Origin of the sequence: Pseudomonas sp. NPDC090755, assembly GCF_044769005.1 — a bacterium.
Classification (GTDB): Bacteria; Pseudomonadota; Gammaproteobacteria; order Pseudomonadales; family Pseudomonadaceae; genus Aquipseudomonas.
Map to the genome: position 1 here is coordinate 485,450 of NZ_JBIVXC010000002.1, position 18,949 is coordinate 504,398.

Annotated in this window: 15 protein-coding genes, 1 pseudogene and 1 riboswitch; of the genes and pseudogenes, 5 read left to right on the plus strand and 11 right to left on the minus strand. The window is 63.5% G+C overall.

The window, feature by feature from the left end; all coding sequences use genetic code 11:
- Nucleotides 1-48 precede the first annotated feature (48 nt).
- The 10 genes and pseudogenes from ACIQUS_RS06150 to ACIQUS_RS06195 form a co-directional block, all read right to left on the minus strand.
- The gene (locus tag ACIQUS_RS06150) at nt 49-693 is read right to left on the minus strand and encodes an MBL fold metallo-hydrolase (protein ID WP_403044238.1); all 645 of its coding nucleotides are present in this window, start codon (nt 691-693) and stop codon (nt 49-51) included.
- 85 nt (nt 694-778) lie between these two features.
- Entirely contained in the window at nt 779-1,468 is a 690-nt protein-coding gene (locus tag ACIQUS_RS06155) for a sensor histidine kinase (protein WP_403044240.1), read from the minus strand.
- Nucleotides 1,465-3,072 (minus strand): response regulator, encoded by a 1,608-nt coding sequence (locus ACIQUS_RS06160; RefSeq protein ID WP_403044243.1) that lies wholly within the window; start codon nt 3,070-3,072, stop codon nt 1,465-1,467. The genes ACIQUS_RS06155 and ACIQUS_RS06160 overlap by 4 nt, the downstream gene beginning before the upstream one ends.
- Before the next feature lie 87 nt (nt 3,073-3,159).
- A pseudogene (locus tag ACIQUS_RS06165) lies at nt 3,160-3,333 on the minus strand (diguanylate cyclase domain-containing protein); the annotation flags it as partial.
- 77 nt (nt 3,334-3,410) lie between these two features.
- Entirely contained in the window at nt 3,411-3,995 is a 585-nt protein-coding gene (locus ACIQUS_RS06170) for an MliC family protein (protein WP_403044247.1), read from the minus strand.
- Nucleotides 3,996-4,052: 57 nt separating this feature from the next.
- A complete protein-coding gene (locus ACIQUS_RS06175; protein ID WP_403044250.1) occupies nt 4,053-6,776 on the minus strand; it encodes a LuxR C-terminal-related transcriptional regulator in 2,724 nt (907 codons plus the stop codon).
- A 207-nt stretch (nt 6,777-6,983) separates the two neighbouring features.
- On the minus strand, nt 6,984-8,348 hold the full coding sequence (locus ACIQUS_RS06180; protein ID WP_403044253.1) for a DUF1329 domain-containing protein: 1,365 nt from the start codon (nt 8,346-8,348) through the stop codon (nt 6,984-6,986).
- Nucleotides 8,349-8,375: 27 nt separating this feature from the next.
- Entirely contained in the window at nt 8,376-10,259 is a 1,884-nt protein-coding gene (locus tag ACIQUS_RS06185) for a DUF1302 domain-containing protein (protein WP_403044255.1), read from the minus strand.
- Nucleotides 10,260-10,592: 333 nt separating this feature from the next.
- Nucleotides 10,593-12,275, minus strand: coding sequence for a fatty acid--CoA ligase (locus ACIQUS_RS06190; protein WP_403044258.1), 1,683 nt, complete (start codon nt 12,273-12,275; stop codon nt 10,593-10,595).
- Nucleotides 12,276-12,398: 123 nt separating this feature from the next.
- Nucleotides 12,399-13,028 (minus strand): LysE family translocator, encoded by a 630-nt coding sequence (locus ACIQUS_RS06195; RefSeq protein WP_403044260.1) that lies wholly within the window; start codon nt 13,026-13,028, stop codon nt 12,399-12,401.
- Between the two features lie 153 nt (nt 13,029-13,181).
- Between ACIQUS_RS06195 and ACIQUS_RS06200 the strand changes: the two genes are divergently transcribed.
- From ACIQUS_RS06200 to ACIQUS_RS06220, 5 genes are all read left to right on the plus strand, one after another.
- Complete coding sequence (locus ACIQUS_RS06200) at nt 13,182-13,760, plus strand: NAD(P)H-dependent oxidoreductase (RefSeq protein WP_403044263.1); 579 nt, start codon at nt 13,182-13,184, stop codon at nt 13,758-13,760.
- A 12-nt stretch (nt 13,761-13,772) separates the two neighbouring features.
- Nucleotides 13,773-14,144 carry a MerR family transcriptional regulator gene (locus ACIQUS_RS06205; protein ID WP_403044265.1) on the plus strand — a complete coding sequence of 124 codons (372 nt, stop codon included), beginning with the start codon at nt 13,773-13,775 and terminating at the stop codon, nt 14,142-14,144.
- Nucleotides 14,145-14,172: 28 nt separating this feature from the next.
- Complete coding sequence (locus ACIQUS_RS06210) at nt 14,173-15,138, plus strand: 2-hydroxyacid dehydrogenase (protein ID WP_403044267.1); 966 nt, start codon at nt 14,173-14,175, stop codon at nt 15,136-15,138.
- A 50-nt stretch (nt 15,139-15,188) separates the two neighbouring features.
- Entirely contained in the window at nt 15,189-16,187 is a 999-nt protein-coding gene (locus ACIQUS_RS06215; RefSeq protein ID WP_403044270.1) for a methyltransferase, read from the plus strand.
- A 39-nt stretch (nt 16,188-16,226) separates the two neighbouring features.
- Nucleotides 16,227-16,346, plus strand: a riboswitch (yybP-ykoY riboswitch).
- 88 nt (nt 16,347-16,434) lie between these two features.
- A complete protein-coding gene (locus tag ACIQUS_RS06220) occupies nt 16,435-17,022 on the plus strand; it encodes a TMEM165/GDT1 family protein (RefSeq protein WP_403044272.1) in 588 nt (195 codons plus the stop codon).
- Nucleotides 17,023-17,125: 103 nt separating this feature from the next.
- Here the strand turns inward: ACIQUS_RS06220 and ACIQUS_RS06225 are convergent, their stop codons facing one another.
- A complete protein-coding gene (locus tag ACIQUS_RS06225) occupies nt 17,126-17,941 on the minus strand; it encodes a M48 family metallopeptidase (RefSeq protein WP_403044275.1) in 816 nt (271 codons plus the stop codon).
- Nucleotides 17,942-18,949 lie beyond the last annotated feature (1,008 nt).

Sequence of the window (18,949 nt, forward strand, 5' to 3'; positions counted from 1 at the left end):
CCGACGCGAGCCTTAGACTGCAAAAAGGCAAAAAAATTCCCTGAAAACTCAGGCCCGGACGAACGGGTTCTGGCGCATCTCTTCACCCAGGCGGGTATCCGGACCATGGCCGGTGACCACCGTGGCGTCTTCATCCAGGCTGTACAGGCGCTGCTTGATCGAACGAACGATGGTCGCCTGGTCGCCGCCCCACAGATCGGTGCGACCAATCCCGCGACGGAACAGCGTGTCGCCTGCGATCAGCAGCTTGGCATCGGCAAACCAGAAGCTCATCGACCCCGGCGTGTGTCCCGGGGTATGCAAGGCCACGCCACAGCCGCAGGCCAGCTCCTCGTCGTCGGCCAACCAGCGGTCCGGCGACGGCACCGGAGTATAGGGCACGCCGAACATCTGGCACTGCATCTCCAGGTTGTCCCAGAGGAACTGGTCGTCCTTGTGCAGGTGCAGGGTGGCGCCGGTCTTCTCCTTCAACTGCCCGGAGGCGAGGAAGTGGTCCAGGTGCGCGTGGGTGTGGATGATGCTCACCAGCTTCAGGCCATGGGCTTCCAGGCGGGCGATGATCTGCTCATGGTTGCCGCCCGGGTCGACGACAATGGCTTTCTTGGTGATCGGGTCGCCGATGATGGTGCAGTTGCACTGCAGGGGGCCTACAGGGAAGGTTTCTCGGATGAGCTTGGGTTGAGCGGCTTGCATGGTTCTACCGGAAAGGAAGTGAGATAAGCGGATCGATGGCACTTCATAACCTCAATTTACGCCTCTGAACAGCCCCAACCATCGTTCAAGGCAGGTAAAGCCTGAACACCGCCCCACCCAACACCCCGCCGTTGGCAATCTCGATCCGTCCCTTGATCCCGTCGCGCTCATGCAGCGCGGCAATGCGTGCGGCGAAGTACAACCCAAGGCCCGTGCTACCGCTGCGCCCATCGATCCCCTGCACATACTCCTGCTGACGCTCCAGCATGCGCGGCGCAAAACCCGGGCCGTCGTCGTTGATGCTCAGGACCAGTTGCTCGTCTTCGTCGCTGACGGTGATGAGCAAGGTGTGGCCGGCATGGCGAATGGCGTTGTTGAGGATATTGGCGACCACCGAGCCGACCAGTTCGCGATCGAAAAAGCCCAGGGGGCTGGCCGTTTCGATACGCCAGCTGGCGAGGATGTCGCGGTGCTGCAAAAGGTTCTGCTGCGCGGCCAGTTGGGCCTCGATGAAGTCGTCCAGTTCGTGGTAGTCCGGGCACATGGGCAACTGGTTGACACCCAGCTTGTACAACCCCAGCAACTGCACCAGCATGCCGTTGAGGTGAGTGAACTCGTGCTCGATCACGCCCTGCTCGCTGCCGCCGCTGCCTTCGGGCAAGCGCGCGAGCCACTGGCTGTGCGCCTGGGTCAGGGCCGCCAGGGAGTTCTTCATGTCATGTACGGTGGAGGCGATCACCGTGGAAAAATCCAGCCCCTGGTTGTCCTGGTTCATGCGCCAAATGCCCGTTGATGCAGTTTGCGATATCGCTCGTAACGACTGTCGCTTTCCGGAATACCGGCCACGCAGGTCAGGCTGGCGCGGCATTCGTCCATGATGGCCACAGGTGGCGTTTCACCGCCGATGCGCAGCAGCGCCTGGGCGGTGTTCAGGGCGATACTGATGTTCTTCGGTTGCAGTTTCAGGGCACGACGGAACATCGCCAGCGCCTCGCCGAGTTGATTGCCCTGGTAACTGCGCACGCCCTGGCGATTGAGATCGACGGCCTCGGTCACGGCATTGAGCACCGTCGGGTCGTCGGTCAGGCGCGAGACGCTCTGCATCACTTTGGGATCATCACCGTAGGTTTCCACGCAACCTTTGAGGATCGAGGTACTGGCCGATTCCTGGCCCAGTTGCTGCAACTGGGTCGCCACCACCAGCGCCGCTTCCACGGAGAAGAACTGCTCCATCTTGTCCAGGCGGGCCATGGCCTGCTCGGTCAGCTTGGCCGCGGTTTCGGCGTCGCCGGCCTGCTGCAGGCTGGCGGCCTTCATCAACCGTGCGCGCACCTGCAACCCCTGGTCTTCGACGTTTTCCTTGGCCACTTCACTGAGTACCGTGTTGATCTCGACCCGGGTGCGCGCATCCAGGCCGTTGCCGGCATTCTTGCTCATCAGTGCCTGGACAAGCCCCAGGTTGCTCTCCGGGTTCTTGTAGCGCGAGCTCTGGCCCTGGTTGACGGCATGCCGATAGGCCTTGGAAGACGTCTCGAAGTCATTGTTGCTCAAGGCCAGCTTGCCCAGCATCATCTGCCGGCGCACCGCCAGTGGCGACAGGCGCACGGCTTCTTCGAGCACCCCCTGGGCACGCTTGTTCTCCCCCAGGGCCATCAGCACCTCGGCCAGTCCGTCGTACAGGCCGGGCATCATCGGGAACGCCTTGAGCGCCTGCTCGTACACGCCCTGGGCCTGGGCGAACTGATTACGCTTGAACAGCAGGCCGCCCAGGGCGGCGTAGGCCCAGGGAGTCGCCCGGCTGGCGATGATGGCGGTGAGGAATTTGCCCAGCTCGTCATGACGGTTCAGGTCGCGCAAGGCGTCGGCACGGTAACGCAGGCACAACGGCGCAAAACGCGGGTCCTTCTTGCACAGTTCGGCGCAGGCGGCCAGCACCTCGGCCGGGCGGGCACGGTCCAGGGCCTGGAGGATCGGTTTGAGCAGGGTCTTGCGCTGCACCAGCTTTTCCAGGCGCTGGGCCAGGCCGATGCGGTTGAACGGCTTGGTCAGGTAGGCGTCCGGCTCATGCTCCAGGGCACTGAGCACGATCGCCTGGCTGCTTTCGGCAGTGACCATGATGAACACGCACTCATGGCTGATCAGTTTGTCGAGGATCAGGTCTTCGAGCACCTGTTGGCCGTTTTTCTTGCCGTCGCCCAGGTGAAAGTCCTGGAGGATGAAGTCGTAGCGCTTCTGCGAACACATGCGCAGTGCCTGCTCGCCACTGTCGGCGGTGTCGACATCCCGCACGCCCAGTTCGCGGAGCATGGAGCGGGCTGAACTGCGAAAATCGGAGAAGTCATCGACGATCAAAAAGCTTTTCTGGCTGTAGACCTGCATCCACCAAACCTGACATGGCAAATAAAAAAAAGGATGCACGGACCGCTGCAATCGCAGCGGTCGACTTCCGGGGCTCAACAAACAGCGTTATGCACAGCTTCCCGTCACAGTGACCCGGAACTGGTTGTTACCCTTGCGCTTGGCTTCGTATATGGCCAGGACGAACTCGTCGCCGCCGATCCTGGCCACGGTATCGGCCGCGTAGAGCATTTGCTTGAGCGGGATTGCCATCGACATCGACACCGGGTCGCCGACGGCGTGGGTGGCGTCAATGCCACAATGGCAACAGGCCATCATCCTGGATCCTCCAGCACCCGTAAAGCGCCGCCCGCCTGTGCTCAGCGCACAGCGGTGCACGTGAGGTCCTGTCCGTACCATTTCACCTTGGCTTCGCCTTGATGCTCCCAGAACTCGACGCCTTCGCGGCCGTACTTGCTGCCACTGCCTGAACGCTGGGCAATGACGATGGTCTGGTCGTCGCCATAGGTCAACACCGCAGCCCGGGGCTCGAGCTGGTTGTAGAACACTGCCATGAAGGGCTTGCTGCCGTCGTCACAGTCGAACTCGACCGCCGCCGGCACCTGCACCGCGCCTGAGCGGATCTGCAATTCGACCAGGCGCACCTGGTACTGCTCAAGCACACAGGCGTCGGCATCACTGGCCTTCCAGCACTCGTCGCGCCCCTTGATCCAGCCTTGCTGGGTGGCCTTCAACTGCTTTTTGGTGTCGTTATCGGCCTGCTCAAGCACACGCTGGTAAAGGGCGGCGAGCTGTTGATCCAGTTCACTGAGCTGCGGGCTCTGACAGACCTTCAGCGCCATGCCCTGGGCCTTGTCGCAGGAGAAAGACGGCCCGTTGGCCGCCAGGGCCAGGCCTGTGGATAACAGGCTGGCCAGCAGCAACAGGGGACGTGTAAGGCTCATGGGTAATCTCTCCAGAAGCGTCAATCTAGAGAGTACAGCAGATAGCGGATGATGCCGTCAGGACAACAGCCCCAGCGCCTTGGCCCGGGCGACGGCCTGGGTGCGACGCTCGACACCCAGCTTGCTGTTGATATGGCTGGCGTGGGTCTTGACCGTGTGTAAGGAGATGAACAGCCGCTCGCTGATCTCCTGGTTGGAACACCCTTGGGCGATCAGCTCCAGCACCGCTCGCTCCCGGGTGCTCAAGGCTTCGCAACTGCCACTGGCAGCCTCCTGGGGCTCCAGGGCCGGCAACAGGGCCAGCAGACTCACCTGGGCCGGACTTGCGGGCTGGGTGAGCAATTGCTCGCGCAACCACAACGGATGCTCGCGCAACAATCGCTGGAATGATTGCAAGGCACCGCCCGCGGCGGCCTCCAGACTCAGCACGAGCAGATCGCGCGCCTGTACTTCGGCGTTACTGGCCAGCAGCAGGCTGATCCACTGACACAACGCCGTGACGCTCAGCAGGTGCCCACCGCTGGCCTGGCCACGCTCGACCAGTGCCTGCAAGCGTCGTCCGGCCTGCTCCCCACGCCCCTGGGTCTGCTCCAGCAGCGCCTGCTGCAGTTCGATATGCAACGGCAGCAACGGGTGGAATTCCGGTGCGGCAGCCGCCTGCTCGCCACCGTAGGTCTGCCCCAGACGCAACAGCCAGGATTCGGCAAGGTCGGTGCGCCCCTGGGCCAGCCAGAGTTCGCATTTGACCAGGGTAATCATCGCCAGGTAGAAAATCGGTGGCACATCCCAGATGTGCATCAGCCGCTCGGCCTCGGCCAGTTCGGCAAAGGCCTCGGCAAAGCGCCCCTCGCGCCCGTCCAACGTGGCGATCACGCAGTGACCGATGAGCACGCTGATATCGCGGCAGGCCCGGGCCTCGACCAGACCTGCCCGCAGGCGGCTACGCCCGGCCTCGGGTTGCAGGCGCGCAGCCAGCAGGTAGCCTTCGTACAGGGTCAGGCGCGCCCGCGCCGCGTACAGGCGCTGCGCCGACAGTCCCTGCAAGCGCTGCAGGCCCTGGCGCACTTCATCCAGGGCGCGCAGCACCTCACCACGGGCATGCAGCACCCGGGCCCGGTCGTAATGGGCAAGGGCTTCGAACAGCGGGTTACCGACCCGTTGGGCCAGTTCCAGGGCCTCGCGGTTCCAGCCCCGGGCGCGCCAGAAATCGGCATCGGCAATGGCCAGGTTGGACAACGTCGACAGGCACACCAGGCGTTGCCCATAGCGCTTGAACGGCAGGCTGTGCAGCGCTTGGGCGCAATAGGCCAGGGTCCGTTCGCGATCGCCGCGACCACGGGCGATGACCCCACTCAGGGCCAGCCACTGGGCGAGCATGGACTTCTGTGCGGTCGCCGACGGCGCCGGCAGGAAACGGCTCAGGTGACTGGCCAGCTCTTCGGCGGCATCGAGCTGCCCGGCCAGGCCCAGGGCCCAGCTGTACAGCACGATCAAGCGCGGTGTGCTGATCAGCAGGCTGTCGGGCAGGTCCATTTTCCAGCGCAACAGCATGCCGACGTTCTGCTCGGCCAGCAGTTGCTCTTCCGACAGGTTCTGCACCAGGTTGGCGGCGACATCCAGATGCCCCGCCCGCAAGGCTTGCTCCACCGCCTCGTCGAGCAGCCCCTGGCCGTGGAACCAGCGACAGGCGCGCAGGTGCAGGCTCGACAGCGGCAGGCTGGTCTGGCGACTGCGCAGCAGGTCGGAGAACAAGTGGTGATAACGGTACCAGCGTCCATGCTCGTCCAGCGGCACCAGGAACACCTGGTGGGCCTGCAGGTAACGGATGATCTCGGCACTGTCGTGGCTTTCGCGCAGGGCATCGCACAGCTCGGCGCAGAAGCGCTCCTGGCAGGCGGTGTCGTTGAGAAAGCCCTGGACCTCACCCGGCAGGATGTCGATCACTTCTTCGAGCAGATAGTCGCGAATCAGCCCTTCGCCGCCATGCAGCGCCTGGGGCAAGGTGCTGTCGGCGCCCGATCCGCTGGCCGCCAGTTGCCAGAAGCGCAGGCCGGCCACCCAGCCATCGCTGCGCTGGATCAGGTTGTCCAGCGCCTGGCCACGCAGGACCGTGGGCTGCTGGCCGAGGACCGCCAGCGACTCGTCGGGGGTCAGGCGCAGGTCCTGCTCGTTGAGCTCGAGCAGTTGCCGGGACAGGCGCAGGCGCGCCAGGTGCCAGTCCGGGCGCTGGCGGCTGGTGACCAGCAGCACCAGCCCCGCCGGCAGGTGATTGAGGAAGAACTGCAGGCAGCGGTCAAGCACCGGCCCCTGGGCCAGATGGTAGTCATCCAGCACCAGCAGCAAGGGGTTGTGGGGTTGAAGGTGACGGGCCAGTTCATCGAGCAGGCCGTCGAGCCATTCTTCGAAGGCGAACGGCTGATGGCGCTGGCGCATCTTCAGTAAGCCCAGGGCCTGGTTGCCCAGCGCCGGACAATACTGCTGCAGGCCTTCGAGCAGGCGTTCGAGAAAGCGACCCGGGTCACTGTCGCGCCGGCTCAGGCCCAGCCACAGGCTGCTCCAGTGATTGGGCAGGCCCTGGCAGAACTCCACGGCCAGCGAACTTTTACCGAAGCCGGCCGGCGCATTGACCAGCAATAGCCGCCCGCCCAGCCCCGATTGCAGCCGCTGGCACAAACGCGCCCGCGGTACGTGCCCTTCGGGCAGCGGCGGACGATAGAAGCGACCCTCCAGGACACTCATGGCCTGGTTGGCGAACCCTTGCGTACGGGACAGATCAGTCATTCGCCGGCTCGTTCTAGTTAGGGAATCTTCGGCAATACGGATCAGGCCAGACTAGCGGTTAAAAACCCGTATTTGAAGATGATTGCCGCACTTTGCCGAAAAAAGACTACAACAAAAAGCAACAACGTCTGACAACTGGGGGAGATAAAAACAGAAACGCCCCGGCAAGCCGGGGCGTTCTGGGAGATCACACGGAGGTTTTGAAGCCTAGCGCACACCTTCCTGGCGAAGCGCTGCGGGCTGGAAGTCGCTGATGCTGGCCGAGAAACCGAAGTCGTAGGCCCGCTTTTCCTCGTTCTTCATGCCCAGTGCCAGATAACGACCCGACTGCAGGTCGTAAATGGCTTCCAGGGTGTACCACGGCACCTGGACGTTGTAGTAGTCCTGGGAGTGGGCCTCGGAAACGCGCCACAGTTGACCACGACCGTCATACTGGTCGATCACTGCGGCCTGCCAGGTGTCTTCGTCGATGTAGAAGTCACGCTTGGCATAGATATGACGCTGGCCTGGCTTGAGGGTCGCCACCACGTGCCAGACCCGGCGCAGCTCGTAGCGGGTCAGGTCCTGGTTGATGTGACCGGCCTTGAGAATGTCCGCGTACTTGAGCGATGGCGAATCGAGCTTGTAGCTGTTGGAGGCGATGTACAGCTCCTTCTTGCCTTCCAGCTTCCAGTCGTAACGGTCCGGTGCACCGTTGTACATGTCCAGGTTGTCGGAGGTGCGCAGGCCGTCGGCCGCGGTACCCGGGCCGTCGTAGGACACCTGTGGTGCCTGGCGCACGCGACGCTGGCCGGCGTTGTAGACCCACGCCTTGCGCGGTTCCTTGACCTGGTCGAGGGTCTCGTGGACGAGCAGCACGGTACCGGCCAGGCGCGCTGGCGCCGTTACCTTCTGCTTGAAGTAGAACAGCACGTTGCCCGGGTTGGCCGGATCGTAACCCTTGATCTTGTCGCGGAAGACGAACTGGTCCTGGAAGTACACCAGGCTGTAGGAGCCGTTCTGCTGCGGCGTGGCCTGGGTTACCAGGCGGGTGACACTGCCGCCACGGTAGCGGGTGATGTGGTTCCAGATTACCTCGACACCGTTCTTGGGAATCGGGAAAGGTACGGCCGTGGTGAAGTTCTCCAGGCCGTTGCCGCCCTCGACCAGCTTGGTGGTGGTCGCGTTCTTCTTGATCGCGGCGAACACGTCATCCGGCACGGTGGCACCGCGATGGGTCGGGTACACCGGGATCTTGAAGCTGTCCGGGTAACGCTTGAACATCGCCACCTGGCCCGGGGACAGTTTGTCCTTGTACTGGTCGACGTTCTGCGCGGTGATGGTGTACAGCGGCTTCTCGCCAGCGTACGGGTCGGCGAGGAAGCCCTTGGCATCGACTGCACCGGCAGTCTTGGACAGCGGCTTCCAGGCACTGATGGAGCCGTCGGCGTTACCGGCCTTTTCCGCGCCCATCGGGGTCAGTGAGGTGCCGAGTTTGGCCGCCTCGTCGGCGGACACCGCCGCCATGACGCTGGTCGCCAGCAGCGACAAGCCCAGTACACCGGCTTGCAGCAGATTCTTGGTCATTTTCATGTTCATGCTCGTCCTGAATCCGTGTTCTTAGAAGTTCACGCCGAAGCTGAGGGCGATGAAGTCGCGGTCATCCACGGTGGTGTACTTGCCGTCGAAGAAGTTGGTGTACGACAGGCTGGTGGTGTAGGTGTTCTGGTACTCGGCATCCAGGCCCAGGCTGATTGCCTTGCGCCCTTCCTCGAAGTTGCCACCAGGGCCCGGGGAGTAACCGGACACGTCATGGGACCAGGCCACGTTCGGCTTGAGGTTCACCCCGGCGAAGACGTCGTTGTAGTCCCAGATTGCCCGGGCACGGTAGCCCCAGGAGGTGCTGGTGGTGAAACCGTCGTTTTCGCACTTGCGGTTAAGGTTGGCCGACGAAGCATTGTTGCCGGCACCGGCGATGGTCCGGCTGTTGAGGAACTGACAGGTATTGAGCGGACCGGTAGGCTCCAGTGGTCCCGGACCATAGACCGGGTCGCGGCCGTAGCGCATCTTGTGCGCGCTCTCCAGACCACCGACGTGCGTCACGCCGACTTCACCTACCAGGGTCAGACGGCTTGCGCCCATGACCTGGTCGAAGAAGTGCGTGAGGGTGGTTTGCAACTGGGTGATTTCCTTGCGGGTATAACCGTGCTGGTCTTGCCCCGGAACGCCCTTGAGCAGCGACGCATTACCGAACCCCGGGATTGGCGTGACGCCAGAGTAAAGGATATCGGTCGTGTTGAGCTGGACCGGCGCGTTCGGCCGGTAGCTGATCTCACCACTCCACGCGGTACCGGTATCCAGGGTGGTGGAGAAGCTCAGGCCGTACAGGCGAATGTCTTCGGGGTACTCGACAAAGTACTGCGAGTTACCGGCGACGATCAGCGGCGCCAGTGCCTGCAGGCTGGCCGGCAGGCGACCCAGTCCGGCATAGACCGACGGTGCAGCGCCCGTGGCACTGAAGATCGGTGCACGGCTGTGGTAGTTCATGAAGTAGGCGCCGAACTCGGTGTCCAGCGGCTCGAACATGTAGCGCAGGGCGACACCGAACTGGCCGCTGTCACGGGCATCGCGGTCGGCACCACGGTCGACCAGGACACCTTCCTGGTTGATGTCGACCCCCTGGCTTGCGAGGAAGCCCAGGGCGGCCGGCGGCAGGCTGCGGCTGCTGTTGAGCAGGCGCAGGTTGTCGGTACAACCGTCAGCGATCACATCTGGCTGCGAGAAGAAGGTGCCGCAGTTGTCGACGACGGTCTGGTCCCATTCGATCTGGTAGAAGGCTTCGGCCGACAGGTTGTCGGTCAGGCTCTGGGACACGTAGAACATGTTGACCGGGATCAGGCCTTCCTTGATCTCGGCACCGGGGCGGCGGAACGCGGCCACGTCGATCGGGTTGATCGAGTTGATGCCGCCACCGATGAAGGTACTTTCACCCCAGCTCACCACCTGCTTGCCCAGGCGCACCGAGCCCGGCTCATCGGCGATGGAGTAGTTGTGGTAGACGAAGGCGTCGAGGATCTGACCGCCGGCGGACTTGGCGCCCTCCTTGCGGCCGGAGTCGCTGATGTCCTTGAACGGACGGCTTTCATCCTTGAGCTCGAAGTCGTACCAGTACTTGCCACGCACGAACACGCCGGTATCGCCGTACTTGAGCTCCAGGTCATGGATGCCCTTGAAGATTTTCGAGAAGGTCTCACCGCGCTTGAAGTTCAGGTGGCCGTCGTCGGAGGTCTGGGACAGGCCCTTGCCACCGTTGTTGACGCCGATCAGGTTCTCGTTCGGCTTGGCCGTCGACCAACTGGCCCCCACGGACAGGGACGAGTCGAACGAACCTTCGATTTCACCGATGTTGAAGCTGACGCCGAATGCAGGACCGGCGAGCGTAGAAGCGAGGCTGACGGCCAGTGGCAGTTTCGCCCGGCGCCAGAACGGATTTACAGATGTCATCGACGCTACTCCATGTACTTTATTTTTATGGCAGTGAGTCCTTTGCAGAAACGCTTCGTTCGACCGGTGTCAGTACACCGTGTGATCGAGCAAGTGACCAGGCACATACATGTGCCGTCCCCCGTTCCTGAAAATCCCCTGGCCCGACTATAGCCAGCAGGTACCGGTGCTTGATCCCTCTAAAGTGTGATTTGCATCCCCACCCCCTGGTGCGGTCCTGTGGACCGGCCAGCTGCGCTGGCAGGGGGAAGGATGGCTGAATTCTGTCATTTGACAAGGCTTGCAGGCGTCTGGCGTGCGGGTCGCGCCTGAGAAGGCGCGACCCGGGCCTGATCACAGCGTCGAGAGGAAGGTGCTGTTACTGGCCTGCCACTGACTGATATCCACGCGGATGCGCTTCTTGTCGAGCTTGCCGACGCTGGTCTTGGGAATTTCAGTAACAAGGGCGATCTGGCTGGGGATCGCCCACTTGTTGATGTGCCCCAGTTCCACGAACGGCTTGAGGTGTTCCTTGAGCAGCCGGGCGTCGATACTCTGGCCCTCGTGCACCACCAGTAGGGCGAAGGGACGCTCGCCCCATTGCGGATCGGCGACGCCGACCACAGCCACTTCGCGTATCGCCGGGTGACGGCTGATCAGGTCTTCGAGCTCCAGCGAGGAGATCCACTCGCCGCCGGTCTTGATCACGTCCTTGATACGGTCGCGGATATCGATCACGCCCATGCTGTCGAGGGTAGCGACGTCACCGGTGTGCAGCCAGCCGCCGTGCCAGAGTTCGGCGCCCTTCTGCGGCTCGCGGAAGTAACCCATGGTCAGCCAGGGCGCGCGTAGCACCAGCTCGCCCTGGGTTTCGCCGTCGGCAGGCAGGAAGTTACCCTCGCCGTCGACGATGGCCGCCTCCACCATCGGCACAGGCACACCGGCCTTGATCCGGTAGGTGATGCACTCATCCTCGCTGCCGGCCAGCAGCTCATCGTTCAGATGCGCGCAGGAAACCAGCGGGCAGGTTTCGGACATGCCATAGGCGGCGGTGAGCTGGATGCCGTGGGCCTTGGCGGCTTCGTACAGGGCGCGGTTCAGGGCGCTGCCGCCGATGATGATCTTCCAGCCGCCGAAGTCCTGTTGCTGCGCCCCCTTGGCATTGAGCAGCATCTGCAGGATGGTCGGCACGCAGTGCGAGAAGGTGACCTTTTCCTCTCGCCACAGCTTGCACAGCATTTCCGGCTCGTAGCGCCCGGGATAGACCTGCTTGATCCCGAGCATGGTGGCCACATAGGGAATGCCCCAGGCATGGACGTGGAACATCGGGGTGATGGGCATGTACACATCGTCGCTGCCCAGCAGGCGCACGCTGTCGATACTGCCGGTCACCGAGGCCGCCGCCAGGGTGTGCAGCACCAGTTGCCGGTGGGTGAAGTACACGCCCTTGGGGTTGCCGGTGGTACCGGTGGTGTAGAAGGTGGTGGCCACCGAGTTCTCGTCGAAATCGGGGAAGTCGTACACGGGGCTTGCGGCCGCCAGCAGTTGCTCGTATTCGCCCACCAGGTTCGGCAGGTCGGCGGTCTTGGCCTCGCCGTCGGTCAGCAGCAGGGTTTTTTCCACCGTGGTCAGTTGCCCGGCAAGCGCCTGGTACAGACCGACGAAATCACTGTTGACCAGCACGAAGCGGTCTTCGGCGTGGTTCATGGTGTAGAGGATCTGCTCCGGTGACAGGCGCACGTTGATGGTGTGCACCACCGCGCCGATCATCGGGATGGCAAACATGCATTCCAGGTAGCGATGGCTGTCCCAGTCCATCACCGCCACGGTGTCACCGGCCTTGACCCCGGCCTCGGTCAGCACGTTGGCCAGCCGGGCGATGCGTTCGTTGAGGGTCAGGTAGCTGTAGCGCAATTGGTCGCGGTAGACGATCTCGCGGGTTTTCTCGTAGCGACTGCCAGACAGCAGCAAGCGCTTGATCAACAGCGGAAACTGATAGGCGCCCTCGGCGGGAGGAATGACACGAGTCTGCAACATAGGAGTCCCTTTTCTAGAGTGCACAAGCTGGGCAAGACTTTCCCCACTCTAGAACGCCACAACGCCGATCAAATCAGCCAAAGGAATGATTTGACCGGGCGAGGGACTAGCGGCTAGTGGCTATTAATGCATTTCGGTGAAAGCGATCTTTACCCCCAGGGCGATCAGCACCGCTCCCATGGTCCGGTCGAACCAGTGGCCCATGCGGGCGAACGCGGCGCGCACGCGCAGCTGGCTGAACAGCATGGCCACCAGGCAGAACCACAGGCCGGTGGCCAGGGCCAGGTAGATGCCATAACCGGCCTGGATTGCCAGCGGCGTATGCGGATTGATCACCACGGTGAACAGCGACAGGAAGAACAAGGTGGCCTTGGGGTTCAGGCCATTGGTCATGAAGCCGGCCACGAAAGCGGCGCGCGGGGTGCGCTCGACCGTCGAATCCAGCACGGTTTCACTGCCCGGCGCGGCAGGGCGCGCCCGCAAGGCCTTGTAGCCGATGTACAGCAGGTAGGCGGCGGCCAGCCATTTCAGGGCGTTGAACAGCACGATCGACTGCGACACGATCAGACCGATGCCCAGCAGCGAGTAACCCACATGCAGGAAAATCGCCATGCCCACGCCGAAGGCAGTCCAGGTGCCGGCACGTCGGCCATGGGTCACGCTCTCGCGCACGACCACGGCAAAATCGGGGCCAGGGCTGGCCACGGCCAGCAGGTGAATCAGAGCGACGGTGAGAAATTCAGCCCAGTACATGGGAGCTCCTTGCGGCAGTGGGTGAAAACAGAAGGCTGTACCTTACGCCCACGACACACCTCGTAACAACCCGCTTCCACAGAGGTGGACGCTTGACTCTCCCCCAAGGGGCAGCCACCAGGCTGGACGCTTTGCACGACGGATCAGTCTTCGATGAGCGCACGTATCCTGGTAGTACTCGGCCACCCCTCGAACCGGAGTTTCTGCGCGGCGCTGGCCGCTGCCTATGTCAGCGGCGCCCGTGCAGTCGGTCACGACGTCCAGGTCCTGGAAGTCGGTGCACTGCACTTCGACCCGGTGCTCAGAGGTGGCTACCAGCACCCGCAGGTACTGGAGCCCGACCTGCTGCATGCCCAGTCGCTGATCCACTGGGCCGAACACCTGGTGTTCGTCTTCCCTATCTGGTGGGGCGGCATACCGGCATTGCTCAAAGGCTTTCTTGACCGCGTCTTGCTGCCCGGCTTCGCGTTCAAGTACCACAGCGATTCGGTCTTTCCCGAGCAACTGCTCAAGGGCCGCAGCGCCGACCTGTTGGTGTGCATGGACACACCGCCTTGGTGGTATCGCTGGGTCCAGCGCATGCCGGGCCTGGAGCAGATGCGCCGCACGACCCTGCGCTTCTGTGGAATCAGGCCGCAAAAGACGTTAACGTTCGGTCCCATCATCAGCTCGAGCGCTACGCAACGCGACCACTGGTTGCTGCGTGCGCGCCAGCTGGCAACTGCCAGGTAAAGGGACTTTACAATGTACATCGGCAAGGCCGCGAAGCTGTCCGGCGCCACCATCAAATGCATTCGCCACTACGAGAAGATCGGCCTGCTGCCCGCGCCCAGGCGCCAGGGCAGCTACCGTGTCTATGACGAGCAGAGTGTGGCGCTGTTAAGCCTGATCAAGTGTGGGCAAAAGCTGGGGTTCAGCCTCAAGCAGATGCAGACCTTGATCCGCGATGATGGCCAGGGTGAGCAGCCCGTGACGCGTATCCACCAGGCCATCAGCGCCAGGAAGGCCCAGTTGCAGGTCCAGATCGACAGCCTGCGGGAGCAACAGAAGAACCTGCTCGCCTTCGAGACCAGCCTCAAGCAGACCCGTTACGACTGCTTCACTCACTCGATCTGAGTCCCACCGTCACTCACTGGAGCCGCCCATGTCCGCCCCTCGCCGCGCTGTCTTCCTCGACCATCATTCCCTGGACCTGGGCGACCTGAGCCTGGATCGCCTGCGCGGCTGCTTCGACGAGCTGCAACTGTATCCGGCCACCCGCCCCGAGCAGGTGGCCGAGCGCTTGCTGGGAGCGACCGTGGCGATCAGCAACAAGGTGATGATCGACGCCAGCACCCTGGCCGCCTGCCCCACCCTGAAGCTGATCCTGGTGGCCGCCACCGGCACCAACAATGTCGACCTGCAAGCCGCCCGGGCCCAGGGCGTGGTGGTCAGCAACTGCCAGGGCTATGGCACCCCGTCGGTCGCCCAGCACACCCTGGCGCTGCTGCTGGCCCTGGCCACCCGCCTGCCGGACTACCAGCAGGCCGTAGCCGAAGGGCACTGGGGCCGCGCCAAGCAGTTCTGCCTGCTGGATTTCCCCATCGTCGAACTGGAGGGCAAGACCCTTGGCCTGCTGGGCCATGGCGAACTGGGCGGCGCCGTGGCGCGCCTGGCCGAAGCCTTCGGCATGCAGGTGCTGCTCGGTCAGTTGCCAGGACGCCCCGCGCGCGAAGACCGCCTGCCCCTGGACGAGTTGCTGCCGCAGGTCGACGCACTGACCCTGCACTGCCCGCTCAACGAACACACCCACAACCTGATTGGCGCCCGCGAACTGGCCATGCTCAAGACCGGCGCCTTCGTCATCAACACCGCCCGCGGCGGCCTGATCGACGAGCAGGCGCTGGCCGATGCCCTGCGAGCCGGCCACCTGGGCGGCGCCGCCACCGATGTGCTGAGCGTCGAACCGCCGGTCAACGGCAACCCGCTACTGGCCAAGGATATCCCGCGCCTGATCGTCACGCCGCACAGTGCCTGGGGCGCAGTGGAGTCGCGCCAGCGCATCGTCGAGCAACTGAGCGAGAACGCCGAGGCGTTTTTTGCCGGCAGCCCGCGTCGACAGGTCGGCTAAGCCGCGCCCGGCTCTGGTAAACTCCGCCACTTTTTCAGGAGCCCTCGTCCATGGACCCGCGCAGTGAAGTGTTGCTTCGTCAGGCCGAACTTTTCCAGGGCTCGCTGCTGCTCGCCGGCCTGCCTGCCGACGACCTCCTCGGCAAGCTGCCCGCCGCCCGTGGCTGGTGCTGGCATGCGGGAGACCAGGCGGCCCTCGATGCACGCTTTGCCGACCGCAGCCATTTCGGCGTAGAGGCCCCCGCCCACGCCTTCGATGCCGCCGTGCTGTTCCTGCCCAAGTCCCGCGACCTGGCCAGTTACCTGCTCAATGCCCTGGCCTCGCGCCTGGCCGGGCGTGAGCTGTATCTGGTCGGCGAAAAACGTGGGGGGATCGAAGGCGCGGCCAAGCAGCTGCACGCCTTCGGCAAGCCACGCAAACTCGACAGTGCCCGCCACTGCCAGCTCTGGCAGGTGACGGTGGAACACGCACCACAGGCCGCGCCACTGGAAAGCCTGGCCGAGCGCTTCGAACTGCCGCTGGCCGATGGCGCGCTGCAGATCGTCAGCCTGCCAGGAGTGTTCAGCCATGGCCGCCTGGACCGTGGTACCGCCCTGCTGCTGGAGCACCTGGACCAGCTGCCGGTTGGCCACGTGCTCGATTTCGGCTGTGGCGCCGGCGTGCTCGGGGCCACCCTCAAGCGCCGTTATCCACAGAGCCGGGTCACTTTGCTGGATGTCGATGCCTTTGCCGTGGCCAGCAGCCGCCTGACCCTGGCCGCCAACGGCCTGGACGGTGAGGTGATCTGCGGTGACGGCATCGATGCCGCGCCCCGTGGCCTGGAGGTGATCCTGAGCAACCCGCCGTTCCATACCGGGGTCCACACCAACTACCAGGCCTCGGAAAACCTGCTGAAAAAATCAGCCGAACATCTGAAAAAAGGCGGCGAAATGCGCCTGGTCGCCAACAGCTTCCTGCGCTACCAACCGCTGATCGAAGCCGCCCTGGGTAACTGCCGGATCCGGGCCGAAGGGCAAGGATTCAGGATCTACCAGGCAACACACGGATAAAATCAGCGCTTGCCGAAACGGATTTGCCTAGGCAGAATCCGCTCCGTCCTAGGGGAGTAGTCTCCCGCGAGCCCCCCGCTCGCCCGGTACGCGTCAACATACTTGGTCCACAGACCATGGCGCGTGCGACCCACGGTCCGCACAGACGGATCCAGGGTTTGACAAGACCTATGACACGCACACCTTACCCGGGGCGGGAAGGCTGTACGTGTCATAGCCGTGTCGACCCGCCCCCGTAGGAATCCTGATGCTGGAATCATTACTCGTCCCGACCGCGATCGTCGCCCTCGCCGAGATCGGTGACAAGACCCAACTGCTCGCGCTCATCCTCGCAGCCCGTTTTCGCAAGCCCTGGCCGATCATCGCCGGCATCATCGCCGCGACCCTGGCCAACCATGCCGCTGCCGGTGCGGTCGGCGCCTGGGTCAGTACCTTCTTCTCCGCCGCCACCCTGCACTGGATCCTCGCCGCCAGCTTTGCCGCCACGGCCCTGTGGACGCTGATCCCGGACAAGATGGACGATGACGAAACCAGCGCGGCGCGGCGCTACGGCCCGTTCCTGACCACCCTGATCGCGTTCTTCATCGCTGAAATCGGTGACAAGACCCAGGTGGCCACGGTGATGCTGGCGGCCCAGTATCCTCACCTGATCATGGTAATCATCGGTACCACCCTGGGCATGCTGATTGCCAACGTGCCAGTGGTGCTGGCGGGCAACTTTGCCGCCGAGAAACTGCCGCTGACCCTGATCCGTCGCCTGGCCTCGGCCGCCTTCTTCGTCCTGGCGGGCGTGGCGGTGTATTCGGCAATGGAAGTCAGTGGCTGGGTAGGCTGAACCGCGGTGGATTCATCGCCGGCTGCCACAGGCCTGGTGCTTGACAGCCCCTTGTGGGAGCCGGCATCGCCGGCGATGGGCCGCAAAGCAGCCCTTGCTTCACTTACTTCTTGGCCTGCTCGTACAACGGCATCACCTTCGGAATCGCCGCCTGCAACGCAGCCTGACGACTGGACGACGCCGGGTGGGTGCTCATGAACTCAGGCTGCGAGCCACCCGAGGCCTGGCTCATCTTGTCCCACAGGGTGATCGCCGCATTCGGGTTGTAACCTGCCCGGGCCGCCAGCTCCAGGCCGATCAGATCCGCTTCGTTCTCGTTGGCGCGGCTGTTGGGCAAGGTCATGCTGTACTGCACCACGGCGTCGGCAATCGCCAGGCTGTCCTGGCCCAGGCCCAGCAAGGCACCGGCACCCTGGCGAGCCATCTGCACGCCGTAGGCCTTGGACATGGCTTCACGGCCATGCTCGCGCAGGGCGTGGGCGATTTCATGGCCCATGACCGCGGCGATCTCGTCATCGGTCAACTTGAGCTTGTCGATCAGGCCGGTGTAGAAAAAGATCTTGCCGCCAGGGCCGCAGTTGGCATTGAGCTCGTCGCTCTTGATCAGGTTGACCTCCCAGTTCCACTGCGCCGCATCCGGGCGGAACTTCGGCGCCTGGGCAATCAGGCGGTCGGCGATGCGCTGGACACGCTTGGCTTCGGCGCTGGTCTTGTCGAGCACACCCTTGCTCGAGGCTTCGCCCACCGTCTGCTGGTAGGACTGCGCATACATCTGGTTGACCTCTTCGGTCGACAGCATGCTGAACATGTACTGCGTACGCTCGACACCGACGGCACCGCCGCTGGTGGTGTTCACTGCCTGGCAACCGGCTAGCAGGATGCCGGCACTCAGGGCACCGATAACAAATGACTTACGCATGAAAACACTCCCTTCGAACATGCCGCGTATCCTAGGCCGACTCGGTTGAGCCCGCCATATCCCGGACGAAGAATTCTCCAGACGGCGCTCATGCTTTGACCTGTACAAGCCGATAAGCCGGGGCAGACGTATTTTTTGTGCTTGGAGCCCTTCATGAAGTTCAGGTCGATCCAGTTTTCCGTCGCCGCCCTGGCCGGTGCCATTGTATTGAGCATAGTCGCCGCCCTGGTGCTCTATGCCGTGTATTCCGGCCAGCGCACCCAGGAGCTGGTGCAGGCCCGCACCCAGCAGCAGTTCGAGGCAGTAATCGAACAGCGCCTGACCGCCCTGGCCCGCACCCAGGTCAGCGAAATCCAGCGCGGCCTGGAAGCGCCGCTGCTGATCGCCCGCAGCCTGGCCACCAGCAACGCCATGCTCGGAATGAAGGACGCCAACGGCAACCCGCTGCTGCGGATCGAGCGTGAACAACTGATCGCCCTGCTCAAGCAGACCGCCGTGACCAACCCGTTGATCCTCGGCACCTACCTGGGCTGGGAAGCTGGCGCCCTGGACCACGATGACAGCCGCTATGTCGGCACCTCCATCACCGGCATCGACAGTGCCACCGGCCGCTTCCTGCCCTGGTGGTTCCGCAACGACGACGGCAGCCTGGGCCAGGACAAGCTGGCCGACGTGAATGACCAGACCATCCTCGCCACCGGCGTGCGCGCCAGTGAGTACTACCTGTGCCCGCAGGAATCGAAGAAGGCCTGCGTGATCGACCCGGCCCCCTATAAAGTGGGCGACAAGGTGGTGATGCTCGCTTCCTTCGTCGAACCGATAATGATCGACGGCCAGTTCCAGGGCATCGCCGGTGCCGACCTGTCAGTGAACTTCATCCAGGAACTGCTCAACGCAGCCGATCACCAACTCTATGACGGTGCAGGCGAGTTGGCGCTGGTGTCGGGCAATGGTCGCCTGGTGGCCTTCACCAAGGACCCGGGCAAATTCGGCGAAAAGGCCAGCGAC